The organism is uncultured Sulfitobacter sp. (assembly GCF_947502895.1).
Lineage (GTDB): Bacteria > Pseudomonadota > Alphaproteobacteria > Rhodobacterales > Rhodobacteraceae > Sulfitobacter.
The window spans coordinates 275,768-302,544 of the sequence record NZ_CANNBM010000001.1 but is presented as its reverse complement, the minus strand read 5'-3'; the positions used below and the strand labels follow the sequence as shown (position 1 = coordinate 302,544).

Here is a 26,777-nt window from a genome sequence, read left to right as displayed (position 1 = left end):
CGTCAGATTATAAATGTGTCAGAAGAAATATCCGACAGATCGGTATTCTTGAGCTCTACCAAAACACCCTGATCTTCGAACACGACACTTTCGCCCTGTTGCTCCATCTGGTCACGCACTTGGTTAGTATTGGCATAACCGAACCCGTCAAAGCGCAAATAGTCCCAAGGCTCAAGATCAAGAACTTGATTGCTGCCAGCCTCACCCGCGCGGAATACAAAGACATCACTTAATAGCCCGCCTGCCAGAGTGTTATCGCCTGCCCCTCCTTCAAGCCGGTCGTTCACACCTTGTGCGCGCATCCATTCAGCCAAAGCGTCAGCTGTCTTGAGCGTGAACTCCTGACTTTGTGAAAACCCGATCACAACTTCAGCACGCGATATGCCTGCATCCAGTTCCTCCAGCCACCCTTGTCTGCCAGCCGCGTCTGAGGCTCTGTCAAGAACATTGCGGTAGAGTTGCTCAACAAACCCGTCGTTGGCAAGGTCACCATATTTGATCTGAAATTCGCGGCTGTTGGTGAACCCGCTTACCACTGTTTCCAAATCGCTATCCGTCGCCAGACGTGCCGACCACGCCTTGAATCCGGCTAAATCTGGATCGCGCTCAAGCGTTGCGCGGTATAGGCGAAAGACATCATCAGACCAATCGGATTGGGTGTGCGCAAAGGCTGATCTGGCCGCATCGGATTGCGTCGCGTTCCTGAATTCCAGACTCTCGGAAAAGCCAAGCGCGACCTGCTCTCTTGTCGTACCGTCGACCATTTGATTGAGCCAGTTTTGCTTTCCGTCCACGTCAGAGCCACGCCCAAGGACATTCTGGTACAGCTGCTCGATGAAGAGGTCGTTGGACAAAAGACCATATCTGCTCTGGAATTCCGCACTGTTCACAAAGCCATTTGCAACAGATTGCAAATCCATTTCACCGCTGAGCAGGTGCGCTGCCCAGTTCAAATGCCCGTCACCGTCCGGGTCGCGATCAAGCGTACTGCGGTACAAACGGTATACTTGGTCAGCGACATCACGGACCTGCGATAAAGGCAACGCATCACCTATCAAGGTGTCGTCGCCGTTCCCGCCCCGCAGCACGTCACTGCCTGAACCGCCGATAATGAAGTCGTCGCCGTCCAGCCCGTCAATGCGATCATTACTCGGCAATCCGGTCAGGACATCTGCGGTTTCATCGCCTGAAACTGGCGCGTTTACGCCTTCAATCTCGCTCGTCTTCTGGCTTGAAATACTCTCTGCTGCGCCGTAGCGGTCAGTATAGGATACACGCACGCTGACCTGCGAGCCGATGTCATCGTCCCCGAGAACATATGCCAACCCGTCCGCACCGCTGATGTCTTCCGTCCCTCTGACCCATTGATACTGGAACGTACCTAACCCGTCGATATCCGAGGCAGCGGTCGCATCCGCTGTCAGCGTTTCGCCCGACTGTGGTGCGCCCCATAGCTCTACCGATCCAAAGACGGGATCGTTGATGTTTGCCACAAAAGTTGACGAACGACTTTGCAGGGCACCCGTGCCACCAAAATCATCTTCGTACTGGACCTCGACGGAAATCCTTTTATCGACATCCTGCTGTCCCAGAACATAAAGAGCGCCGGTCGCGCCGCTAATTTCGGTGTCTTGCCCATAATACCATTGGTAATAAACGCGCCCGACACCGTCCTCGTCAGATATCGACTCTCTGGCAGTTAGAATTTGCCCTTGGGTCAGCGGGCCGTCGATCTCTATCGTTATCAGGCCTTCGTCATCGACGTTTTGGATTGTCTGCGTTGGCGCGCTCGTGACTATTTCGGTCGCTTTGAACGTATCTTCATAGGTGACGCGAACTTGAATGGTTCGGCCCACATCTTCCTGAACCAACGTGTATTCAGCCTCCGTCTGTTCAGCGATGACGTCACCATTTCTGAGCCATTCGTAGCGGACGGTAAGCGGTTCGATCCCATCGGCATCAACAATATCCACAATATCAGCAGACAGGACGTCTTCTTCGGCTGGGACCCCTGTAATTTTGGGTAGCCCAATCGGGATTTGATTGACCAAAACGCCGGCCATCAAAAAGGACGACCCATCACCAAGCGTAACAGTTCGCCCGTTCTCGCTATAGCTTACCACTGCCGCATCCCGGTCTTCGGGCGTCAGCGCCGCGAGATCGAGACGGTCTTCGCCCGGGGTAAAATCAGTGATTATATCCTGCCCCATACCAAGCGAGATCACAAAAACGTCTTCGCCAGCGCCGCCCGTAACCGTGTCATTCCCTGTTCCGCCCGCGATAAGGTCGTCACCAGCGCCCCCCTCAATCACATTCGCACCCGCGATACCAAAAAGCGCATCGTCGCCCGCATTTCCAGTCAGCGTATCGTCAAAAGCAGTGCCCAAAATCGCGTTATTCGCCCCATCCCCTTCAATGTTCTGTGCTTCGTTCCGCGTGTCAAAAACCCGTGCTTCTGTTCCTGCCAAAGACCAGAAGACCCCGTTGCTCAGGGCATACACAACGCCAGGCGCATCTCGTGGATCGGGGTTCGGGTCGACCAGAAACGCATCGGAAGACGGGGATAAATCCGAGTTCAGGATTCGCGCGGCTTGATACCCGAAATCATAGTCGGGATTGGTTTCATGCCAGCCAACCACCAGCTTTCCATCGCTCAGTTCGGAGATGGTGGGGCGAATGATGTCGATGCCCGTGCCAAACGGGCTTTCGTCCGGCGCATAGCGCACAGTGGTCCGGTTTCCTGTTGCAACAAGATCCTCATCATAGGTCGCCACTACCGTGATCGACCCATGCGACAAGCTCTGCCAAGCGACTGCGATGCCACCATCCTCAAGTGCGATGACCGAGGGGTCGTGTTTTTGAACTGTGCTACCAAAGCGATCAGCAAATGATATTGCCAAATCAACAGGCGGCGCGAGGGCGGTTCCGTCCGACGAGAACTTTTGCGCTTTCAACGAAGACGTTCTCGTTCCAACACCCACATACGTCACGTCTGACCAAACCAGTATGAATGTGCCGTCCGCCAAGCCCACAACCTCGGGCTTTGAATCTTCTTCAAAGAAATTTGTGTTGGAGTTCGGGAACTGGGCTGTCAATTCGATCGACAGATCACTCGACGTTATTTTGGCAGTGTCGGTTCTTGCACTTGTGTCTGCATTGAACACACGCAGGTAGACATCCCGCGATCCGCCATCGGGCTGCATTTCCCAAGTGATTGCAAACCCACCATCAGCCAGCGCACCCACATTCGGTTCATTTGGAATTTCATACTGAACCTGATTGGTGAAAACAGTGATCTGATCGCCCAACTTTTCGCCAGAGCCCCCGAATTTTTGCGCCTCTATCAGAAAATCCAGCCCGCTGTTTCCCGTTGTCGACCATGTGACAACAACATTTCCATCGTCCAAAAGGGCGATGGACGGCGTTTGCTCATAGGTTGTGGAAGGATCGTTTATAATAAACTGCTCGCCAGACCGCGTGCCATCGGGAAAGAAGATTTGCCCTTGAATGCTCAGCCGATCCTCGGACGACGGGTGGCTTTGTTGGGACCAGACGACAAAAACCCTGCCATCGGGTAGCTCTACCATCCGGGGGTCCCCCCCCGAGATGCCGAAGCTTCTTATGTCAAATATGTCGGCGGATGCTGTAGGGATTGGCATAATAAACTACTCTTAAATCTATAAAAAATTGCTGTCTGACGTTACTATCGTTCCAATTTTCCCGCCTAGACAAGATATCGAAAGCGATACGTGATCTACAGGGTGATCCAGCCGTCCCGAATGGCGATCGCAACTGCTTGCTCACGCGTGCTCGCCCGCAGTTTGCGCCGTGCAGAAAGCAGGTGTTTGCGCACTGTCACTTCTGCAATGCCCGCTTTGAGCGCGATCTGGTCATTGCGAAACCCGCAGGCAAGCCATCTGAGAACATCAGTTTCTCTTGCCGATAGCGGATCTATGCGCACAACAAACTGACCACCCCCGTCACTTGTATTCGGCCTTGGCGTATGCGCGGCGATCAATGCGTGAATTATCGCCAGTTTCGGAAGACCAATTTCTTTTTGCACTTCGGCAATGCTCTTGTCAGAGCAGTATACGACAATCGAGCGATAGCCGTTGTCCGCGCTGCCATACATCGTCCCATAGAGCGACATATAACCGTATGACTTCAGGTCGTGGTTCAAGTCATATGCAGGGTCCGAACGGGGGAGCGTGCCACAGTCTGTCAACACTTCCGACTGGCCAGCAGTCAAAGCCGCGATAAACGGATCGACTAAATGGTATTTCTTATCTTCATATCTCTCAAGCCAACCATCTGACATGGATGAACGGCCCCAGCCGGGCTGATCACCCTCCAAATTTGTGCCGCCAAGATTTATCGCCGTTGCACCAATGTCTTTCGCAACGCCTTGGGCGATCACCCAGCTGTCTAGCGGGTCAGACTTCTTTTGAAACCGTTGATGGATGTCAGCGAGAGCGTTTTCAAAGCGGGCCAGATCAAGCGGCATCTTTTGTTTCCAATGTTGGTTGCTGCGCGGGCGAGTAAAGTCCTGGTTAGAGTTCGTGTCAAATCCGGTGTGACAGGGTATTCTGTCGCGCTGCGACAGGCTCTTGTGCCTCAGCTTCAATTCCGTCTCTGGACCTGACCAAAAGCGTGGCTTTGGCGGGATGGTCAAAGCCACGGGGCTTTTTCGCGTTTGACGTATCCCTGAGTGCCAGCAATGTGCAAAGGCCCGCTTTTAGCCGCCTGCAACAGCTGCCCAATCGCAGGCAGATCTGGTTTCTTGCATTGCAGCGCCCACAACCCGCCATGCCTCACATGCCCAAGCCAACGCTGAGGGTGCAACACATATTGAAATGCTGCCCAGCATCCGGGAACAGGATCAAGCGACCGACGCTGTTTTAACCGAATACACCAGCACCCGTTAGATCGTTTGCATCTGTATGAAGGACACTCCGGCGTTCTGTGTCTGCCAACGCAGCTGGGGCATCCCCGCGTTCAGACCTATCGCAGAATGGCAGCCAAATCATCCTGGGGCTCTTGGCGCGCTTCCATATCCAGACCACTCTGAATGTGGTTGAGGTGGGATATCAGCAATTCCTCGGCCAGCTCAGGGTTGTTGGACTGGATCGCTTTCAAGATGTTGCTGTGTTCATCATCTGGGCAGCTGGCGTTTTCCGATGATCCAAAGAGGCCGACAATAAGGGATGTCCGAGTGACCAACTCACGCATCATTCGGAAGATAAACTTGTTTCCGGTCGCCTGAGCGAGCTTTGTGTGAAATTCACCGGACAGCCGAATGATCTCGGTGCGTTCTTTTTTCTCGCGGGCCGCGTCCTCATGCGCGATGTGTTCCGTGAGAATGGCGAGATCAATATCATCCGAGTTCTGCGCCAGTTGACGAACAAGCGGGGGTTCAATCAACATCCGCGCCGCAAATACATCGTTTGCTTCGGATTTGTCGGGGCAGGCGATATACGCACCGCGGTTTGACTGAAGTTCAATGATGCCCTGACTTGAGAGCAGAAGCAGGGCGCGGCGCACGCGCATACGACCAACACCGAATGTCTCGCACAGGCGCGCCTCGCTTAGTTTGGTATTCGGCGCCAAACGCTGTTCCATGACGGCCTTGAAGATGCGCTCGACAATAAAGTTCTCATCGGACCCCGAACGCGGGATCGAAGCAGCGACGTTGCTTTGTTGTGGATTGGAGGACACGAGCTCACTTTCACGATTGATTGGCATTCGGGCATTTTGGGCTGTGAATGCTTAACCTTCAATCAATGTAAGGCCAAGCGTCAGAATTTGTCGACAAAAATACAAACTGTGTTGACAAAAATTGTTAACAATCATGAACTCATCGTGCGGCACGAATGGAGATTCCATCTAACTGCCGGCCAAGAATGACGCAAAACGTGTCGAAATCAAATTCAACGGGAGTTATGATATGCAAAGAAGATCAGTGATTAAGGCGGCTTTGACGGCTGCAACTTTGACGGCGCTTGGGGCTACGACCGCTCTTGCGGAGAACCCGGTTCTGAAAATCGGGTTTGTTGGCGTGACCAGCGGCCCTGCTGCGGCTTGGGGTATCTCCAACCAGCGTTCAATGGAAGCGCGCGCGGCATGGATCAATGAGACAGGCGGTTACACCATCGGTGGCACTACCTATGACGTTGAAATCGTGTCCTTTGATGACCAAAAAGACCCCAAGCGCGCAATTGCGGGCATGGAAAAGATGGCCCAAGAGGGCATCCACTATGTTGTGGGGCCAAATGTTGACGACGGCGCAGCAGCCGTACGCCCCGTGGCTGAATCCAACGGGATCATGTATTTCCCATACGCATTCCCAAAGTCGCTCTATCAGGCACCGGCCTCTAATGCCGTTTTGGGTATGGTCGCCAACTACCAGTCCGGCCCCGTGATCTATAAATACCTGATGGAAGAAAAGGGCGTCAAAACCGTCGCCTTCATCGCAGCAAACGAATCCGACCCGCTGAGCCAGCGTGATGGTGGCATCGAGGCCGCAAATGCGCTTGGGTTGGAAGTGGTTTCCGACAACGTGACGTATCAGGTGGATACGACCGACTTTACACCGGTCCTGACACCCGTGATGCGCTCGCGCCCTGATCTGCTGGTGCTGTCTGGTGTTTCTCCGGCAAATGCCCCCCAGTTGATCCGCTCCGCGCGTGAGCTGGGCTTCCAAGGCGTCATTTCGACAGAGACCGCGCAAGATGCGGGTGTTTTGGCCGAAGGCGCTGGCGATCTGGCAAACGGTTTCATTTCGGTCGGTGGGGCATCCACGCCCGAGCTGGCCTCCCCGATGATGAATGAATTCGTCGACCGTTACACAAAGATGTTTGGCGAATACAACGACGAGTCCAACACAAAAGTCTATGCGTTGGAGTATATTCTGGAAACGCTGAAAGCTGATCCATCCGCCATCGACAATGTCGAAGCGTTCCAAGCAAAGATGGACACATTCGAAGCACCAAACCCCTACATGAACGGTGATGCAAAACTGCGTTATGTCGGCATGACATCCTTTGGCCAAAAGCGTCAGGTCGCGGTGCCATTGGTGGTAAACGTCTATCAGGACGGCAAGTTCGAAACACTGTTCGTCGCTGAAGTAGACTAACTTTTCCCCTGCTCTGGACCTCTCCTGAGCAAAACTTCCCCGGGCCACGTTGGCCCGGGGCTTTTCCACGAAAGAAAACCGACATGGAACAGATACTGGCCAATGGCGTCTATCTGGGGTCCCAATACGCGATGATTGCGCTTGGTCTGACCCTGATTTTCGCGCTGATGAACGTCCTCAACTTTGCCCACGGGCAGATGTATGTGATTGGCGGCTTCGTTACTTACACATTCTACGGTCAATGGGGTGTGCCGTTTGTTTTGGCCCTTGTCATGTCGTGTGTCACTTTGGCGATCCTTGGCGCGCTGATCGAACGATACCTCTTTGCACCCGTAATCAAAGGGTCAGCCCGCGAAGAAAGCACGATGCTTTTGGCGGCTGGTATCGCGTTCTTTCTTGATGCCGTGATCCTTCTTGTTTTTGGCGAAAAACAACGCGGCGTTCCCAAAATTGTCGACGGCGTGTTCAATTATGATTTCCGCCTGATTATGCCCTATGATCGCATTCTGATCTGCTTTCTCGCGATCCTGTCAATCGTCGCGTTCATCGGTCTGATGCAATACACCAAAACAGGCCGCGCCCTGCGCGCTTTGGCCCAGGACCGTACCGCTGCCCAGTTAATGGGCGTGAACGTGGATCGGTATTCGATGATCGGTTTTGCGCTGGGCGCAATGCTTGCCGGTCTGGTCGGTGGTTTGCTGGTCACGATTACAGGCGTGAACCTTGGTATGGGCGGCGCAACATCCATCAAAGCCTTCATGATGGTCATGATCGGCGGCGCAGGGGTGATTTCAGGCGCAATCTGGGGCGGTATCATCCTCGGTTTCATGGAAGCTATCGGCCTCGCGCTGCTCTATCAGTACGGCGATATTACCTATCTGCTGATCTTCGTTTCCCTGATGATCTTCCTCGCCATCAGACCGCAAGGTCTGATGGGCAAGCCGTGGGGTTGATGTGATGTTTGGATTTACCTCAAAACAGCTTATCGGGGTCTCGATTTTCTTGTTCATGATCTTCATCGGCGTTCCGCTTATCATTGGCGCAACGGGGCGTTGGGACTTTTACTTTACCCTGACATCGGTCGCCCTTCTGGCAATCGCCAGTGCCGGAGTTTGGCTAACCTTCTACATTGGCCGGATCAATATCGGCCAAGGTGCTTTTGCGCTGATCGGCGCGTATGTTTCCGCCATTCTGGTGGTTAAAGCGGGCTGGTCATTCTGGATATCGCTGCCAGCGGCGGGCCTCTTCGCAGCCTTGGTCGCGATCCTGATCGGTCTGCCGATCCTGCGTCTGCGCGGCGTATATTTCGCCATGATCACGCTGGTGCTGACGCAGGTTGTCACGCTGACAGCCTTGGCGCTGCCCATCACCAACGGCGCGCGGGGTATCTCGAACATTCCTCTGCCCTCGGGCATCTCGGTGTTCGGTATTCCAATCCTGCCCGATTTTGCCGCGATGGAGAACACCAAGCTGGCCTTCTATTACACCGCCTGCATCATTATGATCGTGACCTATGCCGCGCTGTACAGGCTGGTGAATTCCCGCCTCGGGCATCTGTGCCGTTCTATGCAACAAAACGAAGAACTTGCCAGCTCAATCGGGGTGAACATTTCCTACATCCGCATCGTGATCTTTGCCATTTCCAGCTTTTTCGGCGGGGTAGGCGGGGCCATGTTCGGGTCCATTGCGCAGTCGGTCTATCCGTCCAGCTTTCAAGTCGCGGACTCGGTCAACTTCATGTTGAACTGCTTTCTTGGCGGCCTCGGTTATGTCTTTGGGCCGATGCTGGGTACGCTGGTTCTCTACTTCGGATGGGATTTGTTGTTTGAATTCGGCAAATACCAGATGCTGATCTACTCCACGATCCTGATCGTCATCATTCGCTTCCTTCCCAATGGCCTGCTGAGCATTCGTCTCGGCAAAGGAGGTGACAAATGAGCCCGCTTCTTCAAGTCAAGAATGTCACCAAGAAATATGGTGGTCTGACGGCAAACAATGCGATCAATTTCGACGTGGCCGAGAACGAAATCCTGTCGGTGATCGGGCCGAATGGTGCGGGCAAGTCTACGTTGTTCAAAATGATCGCCTCTTTCACGCCAACAACCTCGGGTGAAGTGATCTTTAAGGGCGAGCAGATATCCAACCTCAAGCCACATATCGTGGCGCGCAAAGGGGTGGTGCGCACGTTTCAGGAGACTACGATTTTCAAAAGTATGACGGTGCGGGAAAGCGTTGTGGTAGCACAGCACTTGCGTGCCAAAGCCTCGCTTGCCGGATACTTCTGGGGGTCAAAGACCGCCAAGGAAGATGTGACCGCCTTTGAGAAATATGCGGACGAGCTGCTGGAATTTCTGGGCATGTCCGAAATTAGCAATGAACAGGCCAGCAATCTGCCGCAAGGCAGCCTGCGCGCGCTGGGGATTGCAATCGGCCTTGCCACAGACCCCAAGGTGCTGCTGCTGGACGAACCCTTTGCAGGCATGAACCATGACGAGACCATGAATATGGTCAATCTGGTGCGCTCGGTTCGGGACGAACGCGGGGTGACGGTCATGCTGGTAGAGCACGATATGCCAGCGGTCATGAATATCTCGGACCGGATCGTGGTGTTGAACTTTGGCGAAAAGATCGCAGAGGGCACGCCGTCGGAAATCCAGAACAATGAAAAAGTCATCGAGGCCTATCTTGGCAGCGTCGACGATGAGATCGGGATGTAAACCATGACAGCCATGTTAGATTTCAAAGACGTCGAACTGTACTACGATCACGTTTATGCGCTGAAGGGCGTGTCCCTGAACGTCAACCAAGGTGAAACCGTTGCCCTGATCGGGGCAAACGGCGCGGGCAAGTCATCAATCCTGCGCGCCATCACAGGTTTGGCCAAGCCCAAAAGCGGCTCTGTGACGTTTGAGGGCACGCGTGTCGATGGCGCTGATCCCTCGGATATTGTCAAACGCGGTATCGCCATGGTGCCCGAAGGGCGCCGCGTGTTTCCGTTCATGTCGGTCAAGGACAACCTGATGATGGGGGCCTTCACGCGCACGGACAAAGCCGACATTCAGAATACGCTGGACAGCATACTAACCCGCTTTCCGCGCTTGAAAGAACGCTACTCTCAGGCTGCGGGTACCCTCTCGGGGGGGGAGCAGCAGATGATGGTGATTGGCCGCGCCCTGATGGCCAAGCCCAAACTGTTGTTGCTGGATGAGCCAAGTCTCGGGATCGCACCCAAGCTGGTGCAGGACATTGCCCGTTCCATCGTCGCGATCAACCGTGACGAAGGCGTGTCGGTACTGCTTGTGGAACAAAACTCGCGCATGGCGCTGAGCATTTCGCACCGCGCCTATGCAATGGCGACAGGGAATGTTGTCATCGAAGGCGCCTCCAAGGAGTTGCTGCATGATGACCGGATCAAGGCCGCCTATCTTGGCGGTGAGGTGTGAGCTGATATGAAAATCCTCGTTATCAACCCGAACACAACCAGTTCCATGACCGATAAGATCGCGATTGCGGCAAGGGCTGTCGCCCGCCCCGATACCGAGATCATTGCGGCCAATTCGCAAGACGGACCTGCCAGCATCCAAGGTTTTCTGGACGTCGCCACTTGCATCCCCGGTTTGCTGGCCGAGGTTTCACGGCATCCTGATGTCGATGCGATTGTGATCGCTTGCTTCGATGATACGGGCGTTGATGCAGTGCGGACACTGGTCAATGTGCCGGTCTTGGGCATTGGTGAGGCGGCCTACCACGCAGCCAGTATGGTCGCCAACAAGTTCAGCGTCATCACAACTCTCTCACGCTCTGTCCCTGGTCTTGAAAACAATTTGATGCGCTATGGGCTGGCCCAGAAATGCGCGCGCGTTCGCGCAACGGATATCCCTGTTCTGAAACTGGAAGAGGGCGATCCGGCGACTCTGTTCAAAATCAAATCAGAAATTCGCGACTCCATCGCGCACGACAGAACTGAAGCGATCGTTCTGGGTTGTGCGGGGATGGCGGATCTTATGGCGCAGCTGAGCGAGGAATTCGGCCTACCGGTGATTGATGGTGTGGCAGCTGGTGTCACCTTTGCCGAGGCACTGGTGAACAATGGTCTGGGCACTTCGAAAATCGGGGCATATTCGGCCGATTGATCGGGCGGTCAGGCCCATCCAGCCGCTAAAAGACTTGGGAAACACTTGGCCGTGGGTACGCAATAGCCCGCCCTTGGCGGAACGGTCTGTTGCCACTGCGCCGCAAAAGGCCGCTTTGATCGGCTGCGCGCATGTCAGTGTTTTGCATCGCAACCGACTGGCCAGTGTCGAAATGGCTTGTCTATATTGCGATTTTCACCTCTAAATCTGGCGGCGTTACGCACCAATCGTTGGATGATCAACGAATAGAGCCCAATTCAAGGAACCTCATGTCTTCAGACCTCTTCACGCCGTTCCAGATCAAGAACGTAGAATTCAAGAACCGCATTGGTATGTCGCCGATGTGCCAATATAGCTCCACCGATGGTGTCGCAAGCGATTGGCATATGGTGCATCTGGGTGCGCGCGCTGTTGGCGGCGTCGGTTTTATCATGGCCGAATGCACGGCTGTATCGGCAACGGGACGCATTTCACAAGGCTGCGCTGGCCTATGGAATGAAGATCAGGTTGCCGCCCTAAAGCCAATTGTCGCCTTACAGCGGCAGTTCGGCGCTGTGACTGGTATTCAGATCTCACATTCTGGCCGCAAAGGTAGTGCCGCCACCGCGCTTGAAGGCGGAAGCCACCTCGATGCCAATGATCCCAACGGCTGGGAAACTGTCGGCCCGACCGCTGATGCATTTGATCCGGATGGCACCCGACTTTGGAAGGCACCGCGCGCCCTGTCTATCGCTGAAATCCACGAAATTCAGGGCCAGTTCGTCCGGTCCGCCGAACTGGCGCTTGAGGTCGGGTACGATCTGCTAGAGGTGCATTGCGCCCATGGTTATCTACTCCATTCGTTTTTGACGCCTTTGGTCAACACCCGCACTGACGACTACGGCGGCGATCTGCGCGCACGCGCGCGTTTTCTGCTGGAAACCGTTGAAAAGGTGCGTGCAGTATGGCCTCAGGACAGGGTTCTTTCTGTGCGTCTTTCGGTGCATGACTTTGCTGCTGGCGGTCTGACCCTTGATGACACATCGCAAGTTGGGCTGTGGCTCAAGGAGCTTGGTGTCGACATTCTGGATTGTTCAGGCGGTGGCGCTGTGCCAGAGGCGCGTGGCGCAATCGGTAATCGCACCGCGGAACAACCCGAAATGGCGGGTCAGCTGCGCAAGGCGACAGGTTTGCCTGTCATGGCTGTTGGCGGCATTACCGATCCCAAGCAGGCTGACGCGCTTGTTGCCAACTCTTGCGCCGACATCGTTTTGTTGGGCCGTGAAATGATGCGTGATCCCCATTGGGCTTTCAACGCAGCAAAAGAGCTAGGTATAGATGCGCGGCACGTCCTTGCCGAACAGTATGGATTTTTCGTCGGGGCCAGCTAAAACCTTGGCCCGCGGCGGCCTGGCCCACAACAATGGCGATCCCGAAGCACTGGCGGATTAGTTTGATCCGGTGCAACAGGCATGTGCCGCAATGCGACATGTTGGTAGGACAGGGCGCACGACGGCATCCGCTTTTTCAAACGGAACGCTGCTGCGCGTGCAATGGATTACCTGCGCGCCGTGGCGCGCATAGTGGCTCAACGGCTGTTATCTTGTGCAGTGTTCACGCTGCCGAGGCGCAGTGCCTCAAACGCGCATCCGACGTTTTCGCAAGCGCCAAGGCTATGCGTATTCAGACGGAGTGTGCTCCGTCTGACAGCGTTTTGACAAAGGCCAGCACATCTTCGGTGCTTTTACCTGCTGCGATCTGGCTCACAATGGCCGATCCCACCACAACACCGTCCGCGACCTGCGCAATCGCGCGGGATTTCTCGGGGGTGTTAACGCCAAAACCCACAACCACGGGCAGGCCGGTTGCTTCGCGGATGCGCGCCACGGCAGGTGAGACATCGCCCGCGTCCGCCTCGGCCGCACCGGTGATGCCGGTGATCGAGACGTAATAGACGAAACCAGAGGTGTTCTGGGCAACGCGGGCCAGTCGTTTGTCATCGGTTGTAGGGGTGGCCAACCGGATAAAGTTGATCCCCGCTTCCTGTGCAGGCACGCACAGCTCCACGTCTTCTTCGGGCGGCAGATCAACAACGATCAACCCGTCAATACCTGCTTCTACAGCGGCCTTGAGGAAGGCATCTACGCCCATTGAATAAATCGGGTTGTAATAGCCCATCAGCACGATCGGCGTTGTGTCGTCGGCCTCGCGAAACGCGCGCGCCAGCTCCAGCGTCCGCAGCAACGTCATGCCGCCATCCAGTGCGCGCTGCCCCGCCAGCTGGATCGTCGGACCATCCGCCATAGGATCCGTGAACGGCAACCCCAGCTCGATAACATCGACGCCCGCTGCAGGCAGCCCGCGTACAATCTCCAGCGAGCGGTCAAAATCGGGATCTCCCGCCATCACATAAGACACGAACGCCTTCTTACCACGGGCTTTGAGATCGGCGAATTTGGCGTCAATGCGGGTCATGGGGCTGGCCTTTGTAAGAACTGTTGGCGATGGAATGCCCAATTGCGCGGCAGAAATCAATGCACGACTGCACGTACAGGCCCCACCATTCCCTTGCACAGCACGCCGCGACCTTCTAACACGGCCCCTATTGCAAAAGAGGACGCTGTCATGGGTTTCAAAATGGGTATCGTAGGTCTGCCAAACGTGGGCAAATCAACGCTTTTCAACGCGCTCACCCGCACCGCCGCCGCACAGGCCGCCAACTTCCCCTTTTGCACGATTGAGCCGAACGTGGGCGAAGTCGCCGTGCCAGACGCGCGCCTTGATACTCTGGCCGAGATCGCCAAATCCAAATCCATCATCCCCACCCGTATGACATTCGTCGACATCGCGGGTCTGGTGAAGGGGGCGAGCAAAGGCGAAGGCCTCGGCAACCAGTTCCTCGCCAACATCCGCGAGACAGACGCAATCGCCCACGTCCTGCGCTGTTTCGAGGATGATGACGTCACCCACGTCGAAGACCGCGTGGACCCCGTGGCCGATGCCGAAACCATCGACACCGAACTCATGCTCGCCGATCTGGAAAGCATCGAGAAACGCCGCGCAGGCCTTGTACGCAAGATCAAAGGCAATGACAAAGACGCCGTGCAGCAAGACCGCCTGCTGGCGCTAGCCCAAGCCGCCATTGAGGACGGCAAGCCCGCCCGCGTGGTCGAGATTGACGAGGACGACGCAAAAGCATGGCGCATGCTGCAACTGCTGACGACCAAACCGGTCCTCTATGTCTGCAACGTAGGCGTGGATGACGCCGCGCAGGGCAACGCACACTCTGCCGCCGTGGCGAAAATGGCCGAGGCGCAGGGCAACTCTGCCGTGGTCATCTCTGCCCAGATCGAAGAAGAAATCAGCCAGCTTGACGCCGACGACGCCCAGATGTTCCTCGACGACATGAACCTCGAAGAAGCAGGCCTCGACCGCCTCATCCGCGCAGGCTACGAACTCCTGCACCTCGAGACATATTTCACCGTAGGCCCCAAAGAAGCCCGCGCATGGACCATCAAACAAGGCACCTCCGCGCCAAAGGCCGCAGGCGTCATCCACGGCGACTTTGAAAAAGGCTTCATCCGCGCCGAAACAATCGCCTATGATGATTTTGTGTCCCTAGGCGGCGAAGGCCCCGCCAAAGAAGCCGGAAAAATGCGCGCCGAAGGTAAAGCCTATACCGTCAAAGACGGCGACGTGCTGCACTTCTTGTTTAACACCTAATCCCGCAGGGATTGGATGTGGGTAAGCAGCGCATCCGCGTTCGCCAGATAATGCGTGACCCCCGCCTCATCAAAAACCTCACGCGCATCTAAGCCGTGGCGCTCTGCCACGTCCAAATGCGCCACCGTCCCGTCTTTCTCAAAATACGCAACATATACAATCGCAAGATTAACTTGCGTCGCAGCCCAGTACAGCGGCACCCGCGCGCGTTTCCGCTCTTTAAGCGCCTCGCGGTAGGCCAGCACCGCCTGATCCAGCCGCGCCGTCCCGCTTTCCCGCTCCCCAAGGATGCGTAGCGCGGTGCCCAGATTGTTCTGCGTCGTGGCCCAGTCTTGCGGCACCCGCGCGCGTTTCCGCTCTTTTAGCGCCTCGCGGCAGGCCAGCACTGCTTCATCCAGCCGCGCCGTCCCGCTTTCCCGCTCCCCGAGGGAGGTCAAGGCATTCCCCAGATTGTTCTGTGTTACGGCCCAGTCCAGCGGCACCCGCTCGCGTGTCCGCTCTTTCAGCGCCTTACTATATGCTAGAACCGCCTCATCTAGCCGTGCCGTCCCGCTTTCCCGCTCCCCGAGGCTTTTCAGCACAGTGCCCAGATTGTTCTGCGTCGTGGCCCAGTCCAGCGGTACCTGCTTGCGTGTCCGCTCTTTCAGCGCCTCGCGGTAGGCCATCACCGCCTCATCCAGCCGTGCCGTCCCGCTTTCCCGCTCCCCGAGGGATTTTAGCGCATTGCCCAGATTGTTCTGCGTCGTGGCCCAGTCCAGCGGCACCTGCTCGCGTGTCAATTCTTTCAGCGCCTCGCGGTATGCTAGAACCGCCTCATCCAGCCGCGCTGTCTCGCTTTCCCGCGCTCCAAGGATGCTTAGCGTGTTACCAAGATCGTTCTGAACCGTCCCGCGCGCATTTGCATCTGTTGCAAAAGCAAGATTGGACCGCGCCAGTTGGATCGCAACCGTCGCCTCGAACGCCAGCCCGCGATCGCGGCCGCGCTCATACCATTCAAGCATAACACCGCGCAGCGCTTCGAACGGTTCCTTCGGCGCATCCAGCATCACCTGCTGCACCAGTTTTGCCGCAGCCGCCTCCGGCTCATTGCGCATCCGATCCTGCTGCACCCCAAGGTCGAGCAGGGCAGAAACCTCCGCTGACTTCTGCGCCATCGCTGCATCAATCGCCTCTGCCGCCGCGTCCAATTCCTCGGCCTCGTTCAGCCGTTGCACTTCTGCGCGCACCGCAGAAATCCCCGCATCCGTATTGTCGGGCAGGGCGGCCCGCGCCTTCATCTCCACCGCCGTTTGCAACGCGACCTTCAAGCCGCGATAGGCGCTGTCCAGATCGTTCGCATCGCCCTCGGCATACTCATAGGCCAGCGCGATCATCAGGTTTTCGGCAATGTCTATTGCCTCGTCATGCCCAGTCGCCGAGAGAAGCTGTTCCGCTCGGCGGTCTTCCTGCGTGACCTCATCCTCGGCATTGCCAAGAAAGCGATCCATCCAGCTTTCGTCCAGATCAAGCACTTTGATCAGCTTGCCCACCGTCGCAGGCGACAGTTGCCGTTTTCCGTTCTGGATGCGCGACAGGTAGCCTTTGCTCATCGGCGGCGTGATTGCCGCACCCAGCGAATCCAATGACCAACCTTTCAGCCCATTCGCTTTCCGAACAGCATCCCCGAAGGCGGTCAAAATCTCTTGGGCAACGTCAGGCAACCTCAGGGCACTCCTTGCAACATCAGGACACCCTTGAGCAAACGGCTGCCCGTCCCAGAACCGCTATCTTAAATCTTGTCATGACAACGTCTTAAACCCAAGACGGGCGCTCGTCGCATTACAAGGAACATATCCAATGATGTGGCAACTTCAATCAATGATTGCGTGGACGATGTCCGCGCAAGGCAGCAACGTCACCTTCGCAGCAATCTGCGCGCTGGCTCTCATCGGCGTCCCTGTCCGGTGGGTGGTCGTGCTGACCCTTCTCGCGCACCTCTCCCTCGCATGGGCGGGCGGCGGCGCGCTCTGACAGTCTCGACAGGGCAGGGCGCAGGAGGGCTCTTTCCCGTGTTCTGCCTGCATCGCTCCCTGTGCCAGCCGGTGTACAGGGGGTGTACGCAGGGTGTACCAAAAGCACCCCCCGAAAATTCACCCAATAAACCCCCTTGCCCTCCCAGCACCCCATCGCTAAACGGGTCAGCGGAGACGTGGCCGAGTGGTCGAAGGCGCTCCCCTGCTAAGGGAGTAGGCGAGGAATCGTCTCGAGGGTTCGAATCCCTTCGTCTCCGCCACCGCGCCTTTAATTCACGAAGCAATATTGGTTTGTTGAAGCGCATGTTTTGGCTGATTTAGAACCGGGTGCGGATTATTCTTTTGGGGTTTTCGATCGGTCCTGGAGTGATTTTATGTGCCCTATTGAGATTTATTTTTGCTCACGGGCATTTCGCCGAAAGGCTTGGGGCTGACACTGTATTCTGAGAAAGCTCAGGTCGGTGGTTGGTGGCTTGCGATGACACTCGCACAGGTCCCACAATGCGGCCTTTCCTGTGGCAAACTCCACAAAACTGAGGCAATCACTCTTAGCTATTTTCCTCCACCAGTCTCGCGGTTTCTGTGGGGCTGCTTAGTCTTGAATTTCGCCGAGTATTTAGCTTTGTCAAGTTTTGTCATGCTAGTTATCTCGGCTGCTAACCTTGGTGGTTCTGGTTTGCTATCAAAGGCTTTTGGCGGGGGCCTTTTACCTGAAAATGCGGGGTTTCACAGGTGTTGTCGGTCCCTTTTTGATCTGTCCCAGCCTGCATATGTGACGCCGTCTGATATACGCGAATATCTTTGAGCTACCGTCATACGAATGCAGAAAAATAGGGTGGTTCAGAACACTTTTGCGACTGCGATTTCAAGTTTGGTTATGATTTCATCAATGTGACACTCTTGCATAATAAAGGGCGGTGCAAGAAGGATGTGATCGCCGTTTTTACCGTCGATAGTGCCGCCCATCGGATAGCAGGCAAGCCCTGCTTCGAATGTTTCTTTCTTGATGGCTTTGTGGATGGCGCGGGAGGGATCGAAGGGACGTTTTGAGTCGCGATCTTCAACAAGCTCGATGCCGCGGAACAGGCCGCGACCGCGGATGTCGCCAATGTTGGGGTGTTGACCAAAGGCCTGTAACAGTGCGTCCTGTAGCTTGTCGCCCATCGCGGCGCATTGGCTGACAAGCCCCCCATCGGTAAGTTTCGTCAGAACAGCAAGGGAGGCGGCGCAAGCGGTGGGGTGGCCCACATAGGTGTGGCCATGTTGGAAAAAACCGCTGCCCGCTTCAATCGCCTCATAGATCTCGGCCGAGCAAAGCATCGCGCCGATCGGCTGGTACCCCGCACCAAGGCCCTTGGCGATGGCGACGATGTCGGGGCGGATGCTGTCATGCTCGCTGGCAAACAGTTTGCCAGTGCGCCCCATACCGCACATGACTTCGTCGAGGATCAATAGAACGCCGTATTGATCGCAAATCTGGCGCACCCGTTTGAAATACCCCTCGACTGCCGGAACAGCCCCTGCGGTGGCGCCGACAACGGGTTCTGCAACGAACGCGATGACCGCGTCTGGCCCAAGGCGCAGAATTTCTGTCTCCAGCTCATTGGCAACACGCAGTCCGTAGTCTTGGGTGGTCTCCTCGGCGCGCTTGCCACGGTATTCAAAGCAGGGCGAGATATGCGTCGTCTCAACCATCAGCGGCGCAAACGGCGCGCGGCGCCATTCGTTTCCGCCTGTTGCCAAGGCCCCCAGCGTATTGCCGTGATAGCTTTGCCGCCGCGCGATCACATGACGTCGCTGGTCTTGCCCGATCTCCACGAAATACTGTCGGGCCAGTTTTAGCGCAGCCTCCATCGCCTCGGAGCCACCGGATACGAGATAGACGCGGTCTATACCTTCAGGCGCGTGCTGGATCAGTTTGTCTGACAGTTGTTCAGCCGGATCAGATGTAAAAAAACTGGTATGCGCATAGGCGATATTGTCCAGCTGGGATTTGATCGCGTTGATTACATCCTGATCACCGTGACCAAGGCAGGACACTGCCGCACCGCCCGAGCCGTCAAAATATTGTTTGCCGGACTGGTCGTACAAATAAACACCTTCACCGCGCGCGATTGTAGGCAGTGCCGACTTTGTGTGACGTGGAAAAACATGTGACACGGTCTGCGTCCTTATGTGTCTTGGTATCGCTGTACTGAAACAGACGCCTCTGAAGTTGACAAGACGTGAAACAGATGGAACATTCTAGTAAGGCGAGATTTCGGGGGATATTCGAGCTTGAGTCTGTCGTTTGAACACCAACTGTCGCAAAAATACGCATCTCTCAGCGCCAAGCTGAAGGAGGCTGCGGATTATATTGTGGCCCACCCGATTGATGCAGCGACCCGAAGTCTCCGCACGCTCTCAAAAGACGCGGGCTTGTCGCCTGCTACGTTTTCGCGGATGTCGACGGCATTGGGGTATGACAGCTATGAGGACCTGCGCGATGTTTTGCGCAAGGCAATGCAGCCTGCCAATTCATTTTCGCATCGGGTTGAGGCACTGCAACAGCAACATGGAGAAGGGGGGCAGGGATTTCTGCACCAACACGTGATGGATTGCGCGGCCAACCTGCAAGGGTTGGGAGCCGCGATTGACGATGCCATGCTTGAAACCTGCGTGGAGCGTTTGCACAGCGCGCGGCGGGTTTTGGTCGCTGGGGCCTTAGGGTCGACGGGCGCGGCGGAATATCTGACATACATGGCCAGTTTCATTAGCGACAAATGGGCAATGGCCAGCCGTATGGGGGCATCCTTGGCCAGTGGTCTGGTCGGGATGACAGATGGCGACGTGCTGATTGTCATGACCAAGCCACCGTTTGCGAACAACGCCCTCAATGCGGCATGCGAAGCCCATGCGGCGGGCGTATTTGTGATCGTAATTACCGACACACATACCTGTCCGGCCCTGCCACACGCGTCGGCGCATTTCATTGTGCCGACCCATAGCCACAATTTCTTTTCGTCTTACGCGGTGACAATCGTGTTATGTGAGGTCATGATCGCGATGGTTGCAGGTCGCGCCGGAGCACCTGCTCGTGCGCGTATCGCGGAAGTAGAGCTAAGAAATCGCCGTCTTGGCGAAGTCTGGGACGAGCAAGCGAACCAAAACATCAACTAGGGAGAAACTGATGTCCAAAAACCTTAAAATCTCACTCGCGGCCTTTGCTGTAGGGGCGATGATGGCACCTGCGGCCTATGCAGAAGAATTTATCACAATCGGTACTGGTGGCGTGACCGGTGTGTATTACCCGACGGGCGGCGCGATCTGCCGTCTGGTCAATAAGGGCCGCAAAGAGCACGGCATCCGTTGCTCCGTCGAATCGACTGGCGGCTCGGTTTACAACATCAACACCATCCGCGAAGGCGAGCTGGAGTTCGGTGTTGCCCAGTCGGACTGGCAGTACCACGCATATAACGGCACATCCAAATTTGAAGATGCAGGCGCGTTTGAAGGCTTGCGTGCGGTGTTCTCCGTACACCCTGAGCCCTTTACGGTCGTGGCCCGTGCAGATGCCGGCATCACGTCTTTTGATGATCTCAAAGGCAAACGCGTGAATATCGGCAACCCCGGTTCCGGCCAGCGCGGCACGATGGAAGTACTGCTGGAAGCCAAAGGCTGGAGCACCGATGACTTCGCGCTCGCAACCGAGCTGAAAGCGGCCGAGCAGTCAGCAGCCCTGTGTGACAACCAGATCGACGCGATGGTCTACACCGTTGGCCACCCCTCCGGCTCCATTCAAGAAGCAACAACAGCTTGCGATTCCGTATTGGTCACGGTCAGCGGTGCAGAAGTAGACAGCCTGATTAACGACAACTCCTTCTACCGCTCTGCGAAAATTCCAGGTGGCATGTACAGGGGCAGCGATGCGGATACCGCGACATTCGGTGTAGGTGCGACATTCGTGACATCGACTGATGTATCGGACGAAGCGGTTTATCAGGTCGTGAAATCCGTGATGGAAAATATCGAAGACTTCAAAAAGCTGCACCCCGCATTTGCCAACCTTGATCCCAAGGAAATGGCAACGGCTGGCCTGTCAGCACCTCTGCACCCCGGTGCAATGAAGTACTACAAAGAAGCTGGCCTGATCGACTGATCGCGCTTGTCGGAGGGGCGAATTTTGCCCCTCCGTTTCGAACCAGACAATTTCGATGCTGCATTTACGCGACTCAAAAACACACGACCCATAAAAACAAATGCAGTTTGAACTGCTACTCTAGGGGGACAAAAGACCATGGCTGATCAGACACCCAAAAACCGTCCGTTAACAGAAGAAGAGTTGCAAGATCTTGTAGCATCCTCTGACGCAGGCGCGCGCGACCCCGCGGGAGGAGTAGGCACACTGCTGGCTGTTGTCGCTGTTGTCTGGTCATTGTTCCAAGTGTTGCTGGCCTCGCCACTGGCCAACTATGTGTTCCCCGGTGATGTCATTAATAATTCGCGCCAGATCCATCTGGCCTTTGCTGTCTTTCTGGCCTTCATGGCCTATCCCGCGTTCAAGTCGAGCCCGCGCGCATACATCCCGATGGCGGATTGGTTCCTTGGGCTGATGGGTGCTTTCATTGCCATGTACGGCTTTGTCTTTTATCAAAAGATCGTGGATGCAGGCGGTCTGGCTGACGATATGGACAAATGGTTTGCACTTGCGGGCCTGTTGATCCTGTTTGAGGGCGCGCGCCGCGCGCTTGGCCCGGCAATGGCGATCATCGCCACGATTTTCCTCGGCTACGTGTTCTTCGGCTCGTCCGAACTGGTGCCTGATGTAATCCGCTGGAAAGGGGCCTCGCTGAAAAAAGCGATGAGCCATATGTGGATCACCTCCGAAGGGGTCTTTGGTATCGCGTTAGGCGTTTCGACCAAATTCGTGTTCCTTTTTGTGCTATTCGGTGCCTTGTTGGATAAGGCAGGGGCGGGCAATTACTTTATCAAGATGGCGTTTGGCGCGCTGGGCCACCTCAAGGGCGGTCCGGCTAAAGCAGCCGTTGTAGGCTCTGCTGCGACCGGTCTGATCTCCGGCTCTTCTATCGCGAATGTTGTCACCACAGGCACATTCACTATTCCGCTGATGAAACGGGTAGGATTTTCGTCGGAAAAGGCAGGCGCGGTTGAGGTTGCCTCTTCGGTCAACGGACAGATCATGCCGCCCGTCATGGGGGCTGCGGCCTTTTTGATGGTGGAGTATGTGGGCATTTCTTATGTGGAAGTCATCACACATGCCTTCTTGCCTGCAACGATTTCATATATCGCGTTGGTCTATATCGTGCACCTCGAAGCGGTGAAGAACAACATGCCAACGCTGGGGAACCGCGTTGTCTCTATGGGCAAGACGATTGGCGGCATGATGGCCTTCTTTATCGGGTTTGCAGCACTTTGCTATGGCGTCCAGTTTCCTGTGGGCTGGGTTGCCGCGGCTGCGGGTGATGCTGCGGGCCTCGTCATGTCTGTGTTGATTTTCGGCGGTTATGCGGCCCTCTTGTACCTCGCCTCTACCGTGCCTGATCTGGAGCCTGATGACCCCAACGCAGCAGAAGTCGAGCTGCCGGTTGTTGGCGAAATCTATAAATCGGGCCTCTATTTCCTGCTGCCCATTGTGGTGCTGGTTTATTTCCTGATGATCGAGCAGAAATCACCGGGCCTGTCCGCCTTCTGGGCGACTATGCTGCTCTTTGTGATCCTGCTCACCCAACGACCACTGAAGTCAATCTTTCGTGGCGAGAACGAGACGGTCAATGCCTTCAAGCAGGGCGTTGGCGATCTGATTCAGGGCCTGATCGACGGGGCGCGCAATATGATCGGTATCGGTCTGGCGACTGCGACAGCAGGTGTTATTGTAGGGACTGTGACGCTGACAGGTGTCGGTCAGGTTATGGCTGATCTGGTAGAGTTCCTGTCGGGCGGTAATCTGATCTTGATGCTTGTGATGGTGGGGCTGTTGTCGCTCATCCTCGGGATGGGTCTGCCGACAACGGCGAACTATATCGTTGTATCGTCGCTTATGGCAGGTGTTGTGGTCGAGTTGGGGGCGCAATCGGGACTGATTGTACCGTTGATCGCTGTGCATTTGTTCGTGTTCTACTTTGGTATCATGGCCGACGTGACCCCGCCCGTGGGTCTTGCCAGTTTTGCAGCAGCTGCCGTGTCTGGCGGGGATGCGATCAAGACAGGCTTTGTCGCCTTCTTCTACAGCCTGCGCACCGTGGCTTTGCCATTTGTGTTTATCTTCAACACAGATCTGTTGCTGATAGATGTGACATGGGCGCAGGGTATATTGGTCTTTGTCACAGCCTCCATTGCGATCCTTGTGTTCACCGCAGGCACAATGGGTTGGTTCCTGACCAAAAGCCGCATCTACGAGAGTATTGCCTTGATCCTTGTGGCCTTCGTCTTGTTCCGTCCCGATTTTGTGATGGACCGCATACAGCCACCGTTCCAGCAGGTTGAGCCTGCGATGTTCGCAACGGCACTGGGCAATGCCACGACGGGCGACGAGATAAGGCTGGTTGTTTCTGGCCCCGACATTGATACGGGCGAGACAAAGGAAACCACTTTGGTTTTGCCTGTCAGCGAAGGCTCTGCCGATGAGCGCCTCGCAGCCTCGGGCCTGCTTTTGATCGAAGAAGACGGTTTGGCGAAAATGGATGAGCCTGCTTTTGGTTCGCCTTTCTCCGACAGCCTCTCCAGCTTTGATTTCTATGGTGATGATCCCGTGCAGATTGCATCGGTCAATGCACCGGCAGATCAGATGCCAAAAGAGCTTGTCTTTATTCCGGCGCTGATCTTCTTGTTCTTCATTGCTTTCTTGCAACGCGCCCGTATGTCCCGTGAAGGAGTTCCAGCATGAACAATTCAGTTCTTTGTGCCGTTGACGTCAGTAACGGTGAGTCCGATCTTGACGTGATCCGCAAGGCGGCCCAACTGGCCGCGCTGGACGGCGCACAGCTTGACGTAATCGCGGTTGTGCCTGATTTCGGGATGAGCAGGGTGGGGGCGGCCTTTCGGGCCGACCATCACGACAAGATGATGGAAGAGGCCAAAGAGCACCTTAACGCGCTAGTCACCACAGCACTGGATGCCGCCCAGAATGAAAAGGTCAGACACGTCATCGCCACGGGCCGCGCCTATGAAGAAGTGCTCAAGCTTGCGCGCGAAACCAAACCATCGCTTATCGTCGTGGGCGCGCATCGGGCCGACCTTGCAGACTATCTGCTGGGTCCCAACGCTGCCCGCGTGGTGCGCCATGCTACTTGTTCGGTACATGTCGTCCGATAACTAGCGAGATAGGACCGATCTGCTGCGCAAAGCAACCTAGACATGGTTTGCTGCCAGCGCGGCGCGTTGTTTTGGTTGTTAGCAGTATCTTTCAGGGCCAGCCCACTGCGCTACTGAATAGCGGTCGCCATGTGCCCAGCCGATCGGAAGGACACGCTCTATCTCGCGCAATTCATCGTCGGTTAGGGGGCGGTTGGCCCCTTGGAGCAACTGGCGCAGATGGTTTACAGAGCGTGTGCCGGGGATCGGGATTATATGTTCCCCCTGTGCCAGCACCCAAGCAATAGCAAGGCCCGCAGTCGATAGGCCCATATCGACGGCAAGCGCCTGAAACGGGGCAACAGCGGCGATGTTCGCGTCATAATTTGGCTGCATAAAACGGGGGTTATTCACCAAAAAGGGCAGGTCTTGCACCGCTTCATGGCTCAGTGGTGTGTCCGTCAGAAACGACCTACCCACGGGCGAGAAAGCAACCAAAGCAGTACCCAACTCTGCACAGGTCTGGACCAATCCCATCTCGGGTGAGCGGGTAGAGAGCGAGTATTCAGACTGCACCGCCGCGACAGGATGCACTGCATGCGCGCGGCGTAGCGATGTGGGGGCAATTTCGGAAAACCCGATGGCTTTGGCTTTGCCCGCTTTGACAAAGCGACCGAGGGTCTGTGCAACTTCTTCAATCGGTATGCGGGCATCAAGACGATGCACATAATAAAGATCAACGGCTTCGAGGCCCAGACGCTTGAGACTGCTGTCCAGTGCGGCCTCAAGATGCTGGGCTGAGTTATCAATTATGTTGCCGCTGCCATCGGGCGCGCGGGAAATCGCACCTTTGGTGGCGATTGTGAAGTGGTCCTTGGCCTCGGGATTGCTCTTGAGGTAGGTGCCGATCACCGTCTCGGACGTGCCAATGCCATAGACATTTGCCGTGTCGATGTGATTCACACCCGCGTCCATTGCCGCATCAAGGATCGCTATGCTCTGAGCTTCGGTCGTGGGGCCGTAAAAGTTTGAAAATGACATGGCCCCGATCCCGACCGGATGGATACCTGCCCCGTCCTTGACCAGTGTTCTGGATTTCATTTTGTGTGCCTCCGTTTTTGATGTTGCTTCTACTCTTCTGAAATATTCAAAGAATACGTTGGTTTGTCTATCTCGCAGTGCTGGTACTGGCCGCGGGATTACCGCTGCTTAGGATGCGCTTTACCGCGTGGCGTGGCGTAGGCTGGCCGGTGCCTCGCTAGCCCCTAGGCCAACGATTTCCGCCCGCAAAGATGTCAGCCGCGATGCTTGCTGCAAATTGCTGTCAATCAGGTTGGTAAAACTCTGATGTCTTTTGACGACTTGCCAGCCACCACCCCGATTGTTCGGGCCAGTTCTCAAATGCAATATCATGGCCCAGATCACGGGCCGCATGCAGTGCCCACATGGGGTTGACCAATGCCTCGCGCCCCAATGCAATCAGGTCTGCATGACCCTGCGCCAAGATCTGTTCTGCCTGCTGGGCATGTGTGATGAGGCCCACGGCCATTGTTGCCATCTTCGCATCCGTACGGACGCGTGCTGCGTATTCAACCTGAAATCCGGGCTGGCGTTTCTTGGGGCTGCCTGCGGTTGCGGAGCCGGCGATGCCGCTGGAAGAACAATCCATCACATCCACGCCGATTGCTTTCAGCTTATTGGCCAGAACCACTGTATCGTCCAGCGTCCAGCCCTCCGGAGTCCCGTCAACGGCTGAGGTGCGAAAGAAGAGCGGCAGCTCATCCGGCCAGATATCCCGTACGGCTTGGGTGATCTCCAGCGCCAGCCGTATACGGCCATCCAGATCGCCGCCGTATTGATCGCTTCGCCGGTTCGAGAGTGGCGACAGGAAGCTGTGCAGCAAATAGCCGTGGGCGCCGTGAATTTCAGCAATCTTATACCCCGCCGCCAACGCGCGCCGCGCGGCAGAGACGAAGTCGCCGATCAGTTCGTTGATCTGTGTCTGGGTCATCTCATGCGGGACAGGCCAGCCCTCGGCAACAGGAACGGGCGATGGTCCGAGTGGGGTCCAAGGCATATCCCCACGGGCGAAATCATCCGCGTTCAGTGGGCCATTGCCAAACCAAGGTCGCTGCATCCCGCCCTTGCGGCCAGCATGTGCTAATTGGATCGCAGGGATTGCGCCGTGTTGCAGCGCAAATTGCGCTACCCTTGCATGGCCTGTGATCTGGCTGTCGGCCCATAAGCCGGGGCAACCATGGGTGATGCGGCCTGATTTTTGCACTGCCGTGGCCTCGGTAAAGACGATACCTGCGCCCCCCGTTGCAAAACGGCCCAAATGTACAAGGTGCCAATCATCCATATGCCCCTCATGGGCCGAATATTGGCACATCGGCGAGATAACGACACGGTTGCGTGTCTGGATACCCCGAAGGGTCATCGGCTCAAAAAGATGCGGCGCGTTTGTCATGTGGTATCCTGTTCCAAATTTGCAGGGTCTGTGTTTTT

General features: G+C 55.9%; 21 protein-coding genes and 1 tRNA gene. 14 read left to right on the top strand and 8 right to left on the bottom strand.

Annotated features, from left to right (window positions below; genetic code table 11):
* Nucleotides 1–2: 2 nt before the first annotated feature.
* The 3 genes from Q0903_RS01405 to Q0903_RS01395 all read right to left on the bottom strand — a co-directional run bounded on the left by Q0903_RS01405 (nt 3) and on the right by Q0903_RS01395 (nt 5,715).
* A complete protein-coding gene (locus tag Q0903_RS01405; protein ID WP_299412177.1) occupies nt 3–3,587 on the bottom strand; it encodes a DUF4214 domain-containing protein in 3,585 nt (1,194 codons plus the stop codon).
* A gap of 167 nt (nt 3,588–3,754) precedes the next feature.
* Nucleotides 3,755–4,504 (bottom strand): LuxR C-terminal-related transcriptional regulator, encoded by a 750-nt coding sequence (locus Q0903_RS01400; protein ID WP_299412176.1) that lies wholly within the window; start codon nt 4,502–4,504, stop codon nt 3,755–3,757.
* A 497-nt stretch (nt 4,505–5,001) separates the two neighbouring features.
* Nucleotides 5,002–5,715, bottom strand: a complete 714-nt coding sequence (locus tag Q0903_RS01395) for a GntR family transcriptional regulator (RefSeq protein WP_299412173.1) — start codon at nt 5,713–5,715, stop codon at nt 5,002–5,004.
* Nucleotides 5,716–5,944: 229 nt separating this feature from the next.
* Between Q0903_RS01395 and Q0903_RS01390 the strand changes: the two genes are divergently transcribed.
* The 7 genes from Q0903_RS01390 to Q0903_RS01360 all read left to right on the top strand — a co-directional run bounded on the left by Q0903_RS01390 (nt 5,945) and on the right by Q0903_RS01360 (nt 12,635).
* Nucleotides 5,945–7,132, top strand: a complete 1,188-nt coding sequence (locus tag Q0903_RS01390; RefSeq protein WP_299412170.1) for an ABC transporter substrate-binding protein — start codon at nt 5,945–5,947, stop codon at nt 7,130–7,132.
* A gap of 83 nt (nt 7,133–7,215) precedes the next feature.
* On the top strand, nt 7,216–8,085 hold the full coding sequence (locus tag Q0903_RS01385) for a branched-chain amino acid ABC transporter permease (protein ID WP_299024345.1): 870 nt from the start codon (nt 7,216–7,218) through the stop codon (nt 8,083–8,085).
* A gap of 4 nt (nt 8,086–8,089) precedes the next feature.
* Nucleotides 8,090–9,070, top strand: coding sequence for a branched-chain amino acid ABC transporter permease (locus Q0903_RS01380; RefSeq protein ID WP_299024343.1), 981 nt, complete (start codon nt 8,090–8,092; stop codon nt 9,068–9,070).
* A complete protein-coding gene (locus tag Q0903_RS01375) occupies nt 9,067–9,849 on the top strand; it encodes an ABC transporter ATP-binding protein (RefSeq protein ID WP_299412166.1) in 783 nt (260 codons plus the stop codon). Before Q0903_RS01380 ends, Q0903_RS01375 begins: the two co-directional genes overlap by 4 nt.
* Before the next feature lie 12 nt (nt 9,850–9,861).
* On the top strand, nt 9,862–10,575 hold the full coding sequence (locus Q0903_RS01370; protein ID WP_366141482.1) for an ABC transporter ATP-binding protein: 714 nt from the start codon (nt 9,862–9,864) through the stop codon (nt 10,573–10,575).
* 6 nt (nt 10,576–10,581) lie between these two features.
* A complete protein-coding gene (locus Q0903_RS01365) occupies nt 10,582–11,265 on the top strand; it encodes an aspartate/glutamate racemase family protein (RefSeq protein WP_299412163.1) in 684 nt (227 codons plus the stop codon).
* Nucleotides 11,266–11,534: 269 nt separating this feature from the next.
* The gene (locus Q0903_RS01360; RefSeq protein WP_299412161.1) at nt 11,535–12,635 is read left to right on the top strand and encodes an NADH:flavin oxidoreductase/NADH oxidase; all 1,101 of its coding nucleotides are present in this window, start codon (nt 11,535–11,537) and stop codon (nt 12,633–12,635) included.
* A gap of 292 nt (nt 12,636–12,927) precedes the next feature.
* Here Q0903_RS01360 and trpA read toward each other — a convergent pair whose 3' ends face one another.
* On the bottom strand, nt 12,928–13,719 hold the full coding sequence (gene trpA / locus Q0903_RS01355) for a tryptophan synthase subunit alpha (RefSeq protein WP_299412158.1): 792 nt from the start codon (nt 13,717–13,719) through the stop codon (nt 12,928–12,930).
* A 150-nt stretch (nt 13,720–13,869) separates the two neighbouring features.
* Here trpA and ychF point away from each other — a divergent pair, with 150 nt between their 5' ends.
* A complete protein-coding gene (gene ychF, locus Q0903_RS01350; protein ID WP_299024331.1) occupies nt 13,870–14,967 on the top strand; it encodes a redox-regulated ATPase YchF in 1,098 nt (365 codons plus the stop codon).
* On the opposite strand, the gene Q0903_RS01345 is transcribed toward ychF, so the two are convergent.
* Entirely contained in the window at nt 14,964–16,667 is a 1,704-nt protein-coding gene (locus Q0903_RS01345; protein ID WP_299412155.1) for a helix-turn-helix transcriptional regulator, read from the bottom strand. The genes ychF and Q0903_RS01345 overlap by 4 nt on opposite strands.
* A gap of 136 nt (nt 16,668–16,803) precedes the next feature.
* Here Q0903_RS01345 and Q0903_RS01340 point away from each other — a divergent pair, with 136 nt between their 5' ends.
* Together Q0903_RS01340 and Q0903_RS01335 are read left to right on the top strand one after the other, a co-directional pair.
* Entirely contained in the window at nt 16,804–16,977 is a 174-nt protein-coding gene (locus Q0903_RS01340; RefSeq protein WP_299412152.1) for a hypothetical protein, read from the top strand.
* Nucleotides 16,978–17,149: 172 nt separating this feature from the next.
* Nucleotides 17,150–17,239: transfer RNA gene (locus Q0903_RS01335), tRNA-Ser, on the top strand.
* A gap of 580 nt (nt 17,240–17,819) precedes the next feature.
* Here Q0903_RS01335 and Q0903_RS01330 read toward each other — a convergent pair.
* Nucleotides 17,820–19,139 (bottom strand): aspartate aminotransferase family protein, encoded by a 1,320-nt coding sequence (locus Q0903_RS01330; protein ID WP_299412150.1) that lies wholly within the window; start codon nt 19,137–19,139, stop codon nt 17,820–17,822.
* A gap of 117 nt (nt 19,140–19,256) precedes the next feature.
* Here Q0903_RS01330 and Q0903_RS01325 point away from each other — a divergent pair, with 117 nt between their 5' ends.
* The 4 genes from Q0903_RS01325 to Q0903_RS01310 all read left to right on the top strand — a co-directional run bounded on the left by Q0903_RS01325 (nt 19,257) and on the right by Q0903_RS01310 (nt 24,290).
* Nucleotides 19,257–20,138: a MurR/RpiR family transcriptional regulator gene (locus Q0903_RS01325; RefSeq protein WP_299024324.1), complete on the top strand. Its 882-nt coding sequence runs from the start codon at nt 19,257–19,259 to the stop codon at nt 20,136–20,138.
* 10 nt (nt 20,139–20,148) lie between these two features.
* Nucleotides 20,149–21,117 (top strand): TAXI family TRAP transporter solute-binding subunit, encoded by a 969-nt coding sequence (locus tag Q0903_RS01320; RefSeq protein ID WP_299024322.1) that lies wholly within the window; start codon nt 20,149–20,151, stop codon nt 21,115–21,117.
* Between the two features lie 138 nt (nt 21,118–21,255).
* A complete protein-coding gene (locus Q0903_RS01315; RefSeq protein ID WP_299412146.1) occupies nt 21,256–23,862 on the top strand; it encodes a TRAP transporter permease in 2,607 nt (868 codons plus the stop codon).
* Nucleotides 23,859–24,290 (top strand): universal stress protein, encoded by a 432-nt coding sequence (locus Q0903_RS01310; RefSeq protein WP_299024317.1) that lies wholly within the window; start codon nt 23,859–23,861, stop codon nt 24,288–24,290. Before Q0903_RS01315 ends, Q0903_RS01310 begins: the two co-directional genes overlap by 4 nt.
* Nucleotides 24,291–24,368: 78 nt before the next feature.
* Here the strand turns inward: Q0903_RS01310 and Q0903_RS01305 are convergent, their stop codons facing one another.
* Complete coding sequence (locus tag Q0903_RS01305; protein ID WP_299412143.1) at nt 24,369–25,370, bottom strand: aldo/keto reductase; 1,002 nt, start codon at nt 25,368–25,370, stop codon at nt 24,369–24,371.
* 223 nt (nt 25,371–25,593) lie between these two features.
* On the bottom strand, nt 25,594–26,739 hold the full coding sequence (locus Q0903_RS01300; RefSeq protein ID WP_299412140.1) for an NADH:flavin oxidoreductase/NADH oxidase: 1,146 nt from the start codon (nt 26,737–26,739) through the stop codon (nt 25,594–25,596).
* Between the last annotated feature and the right edge of the window lie 38 nt (nt 26,740–26,777).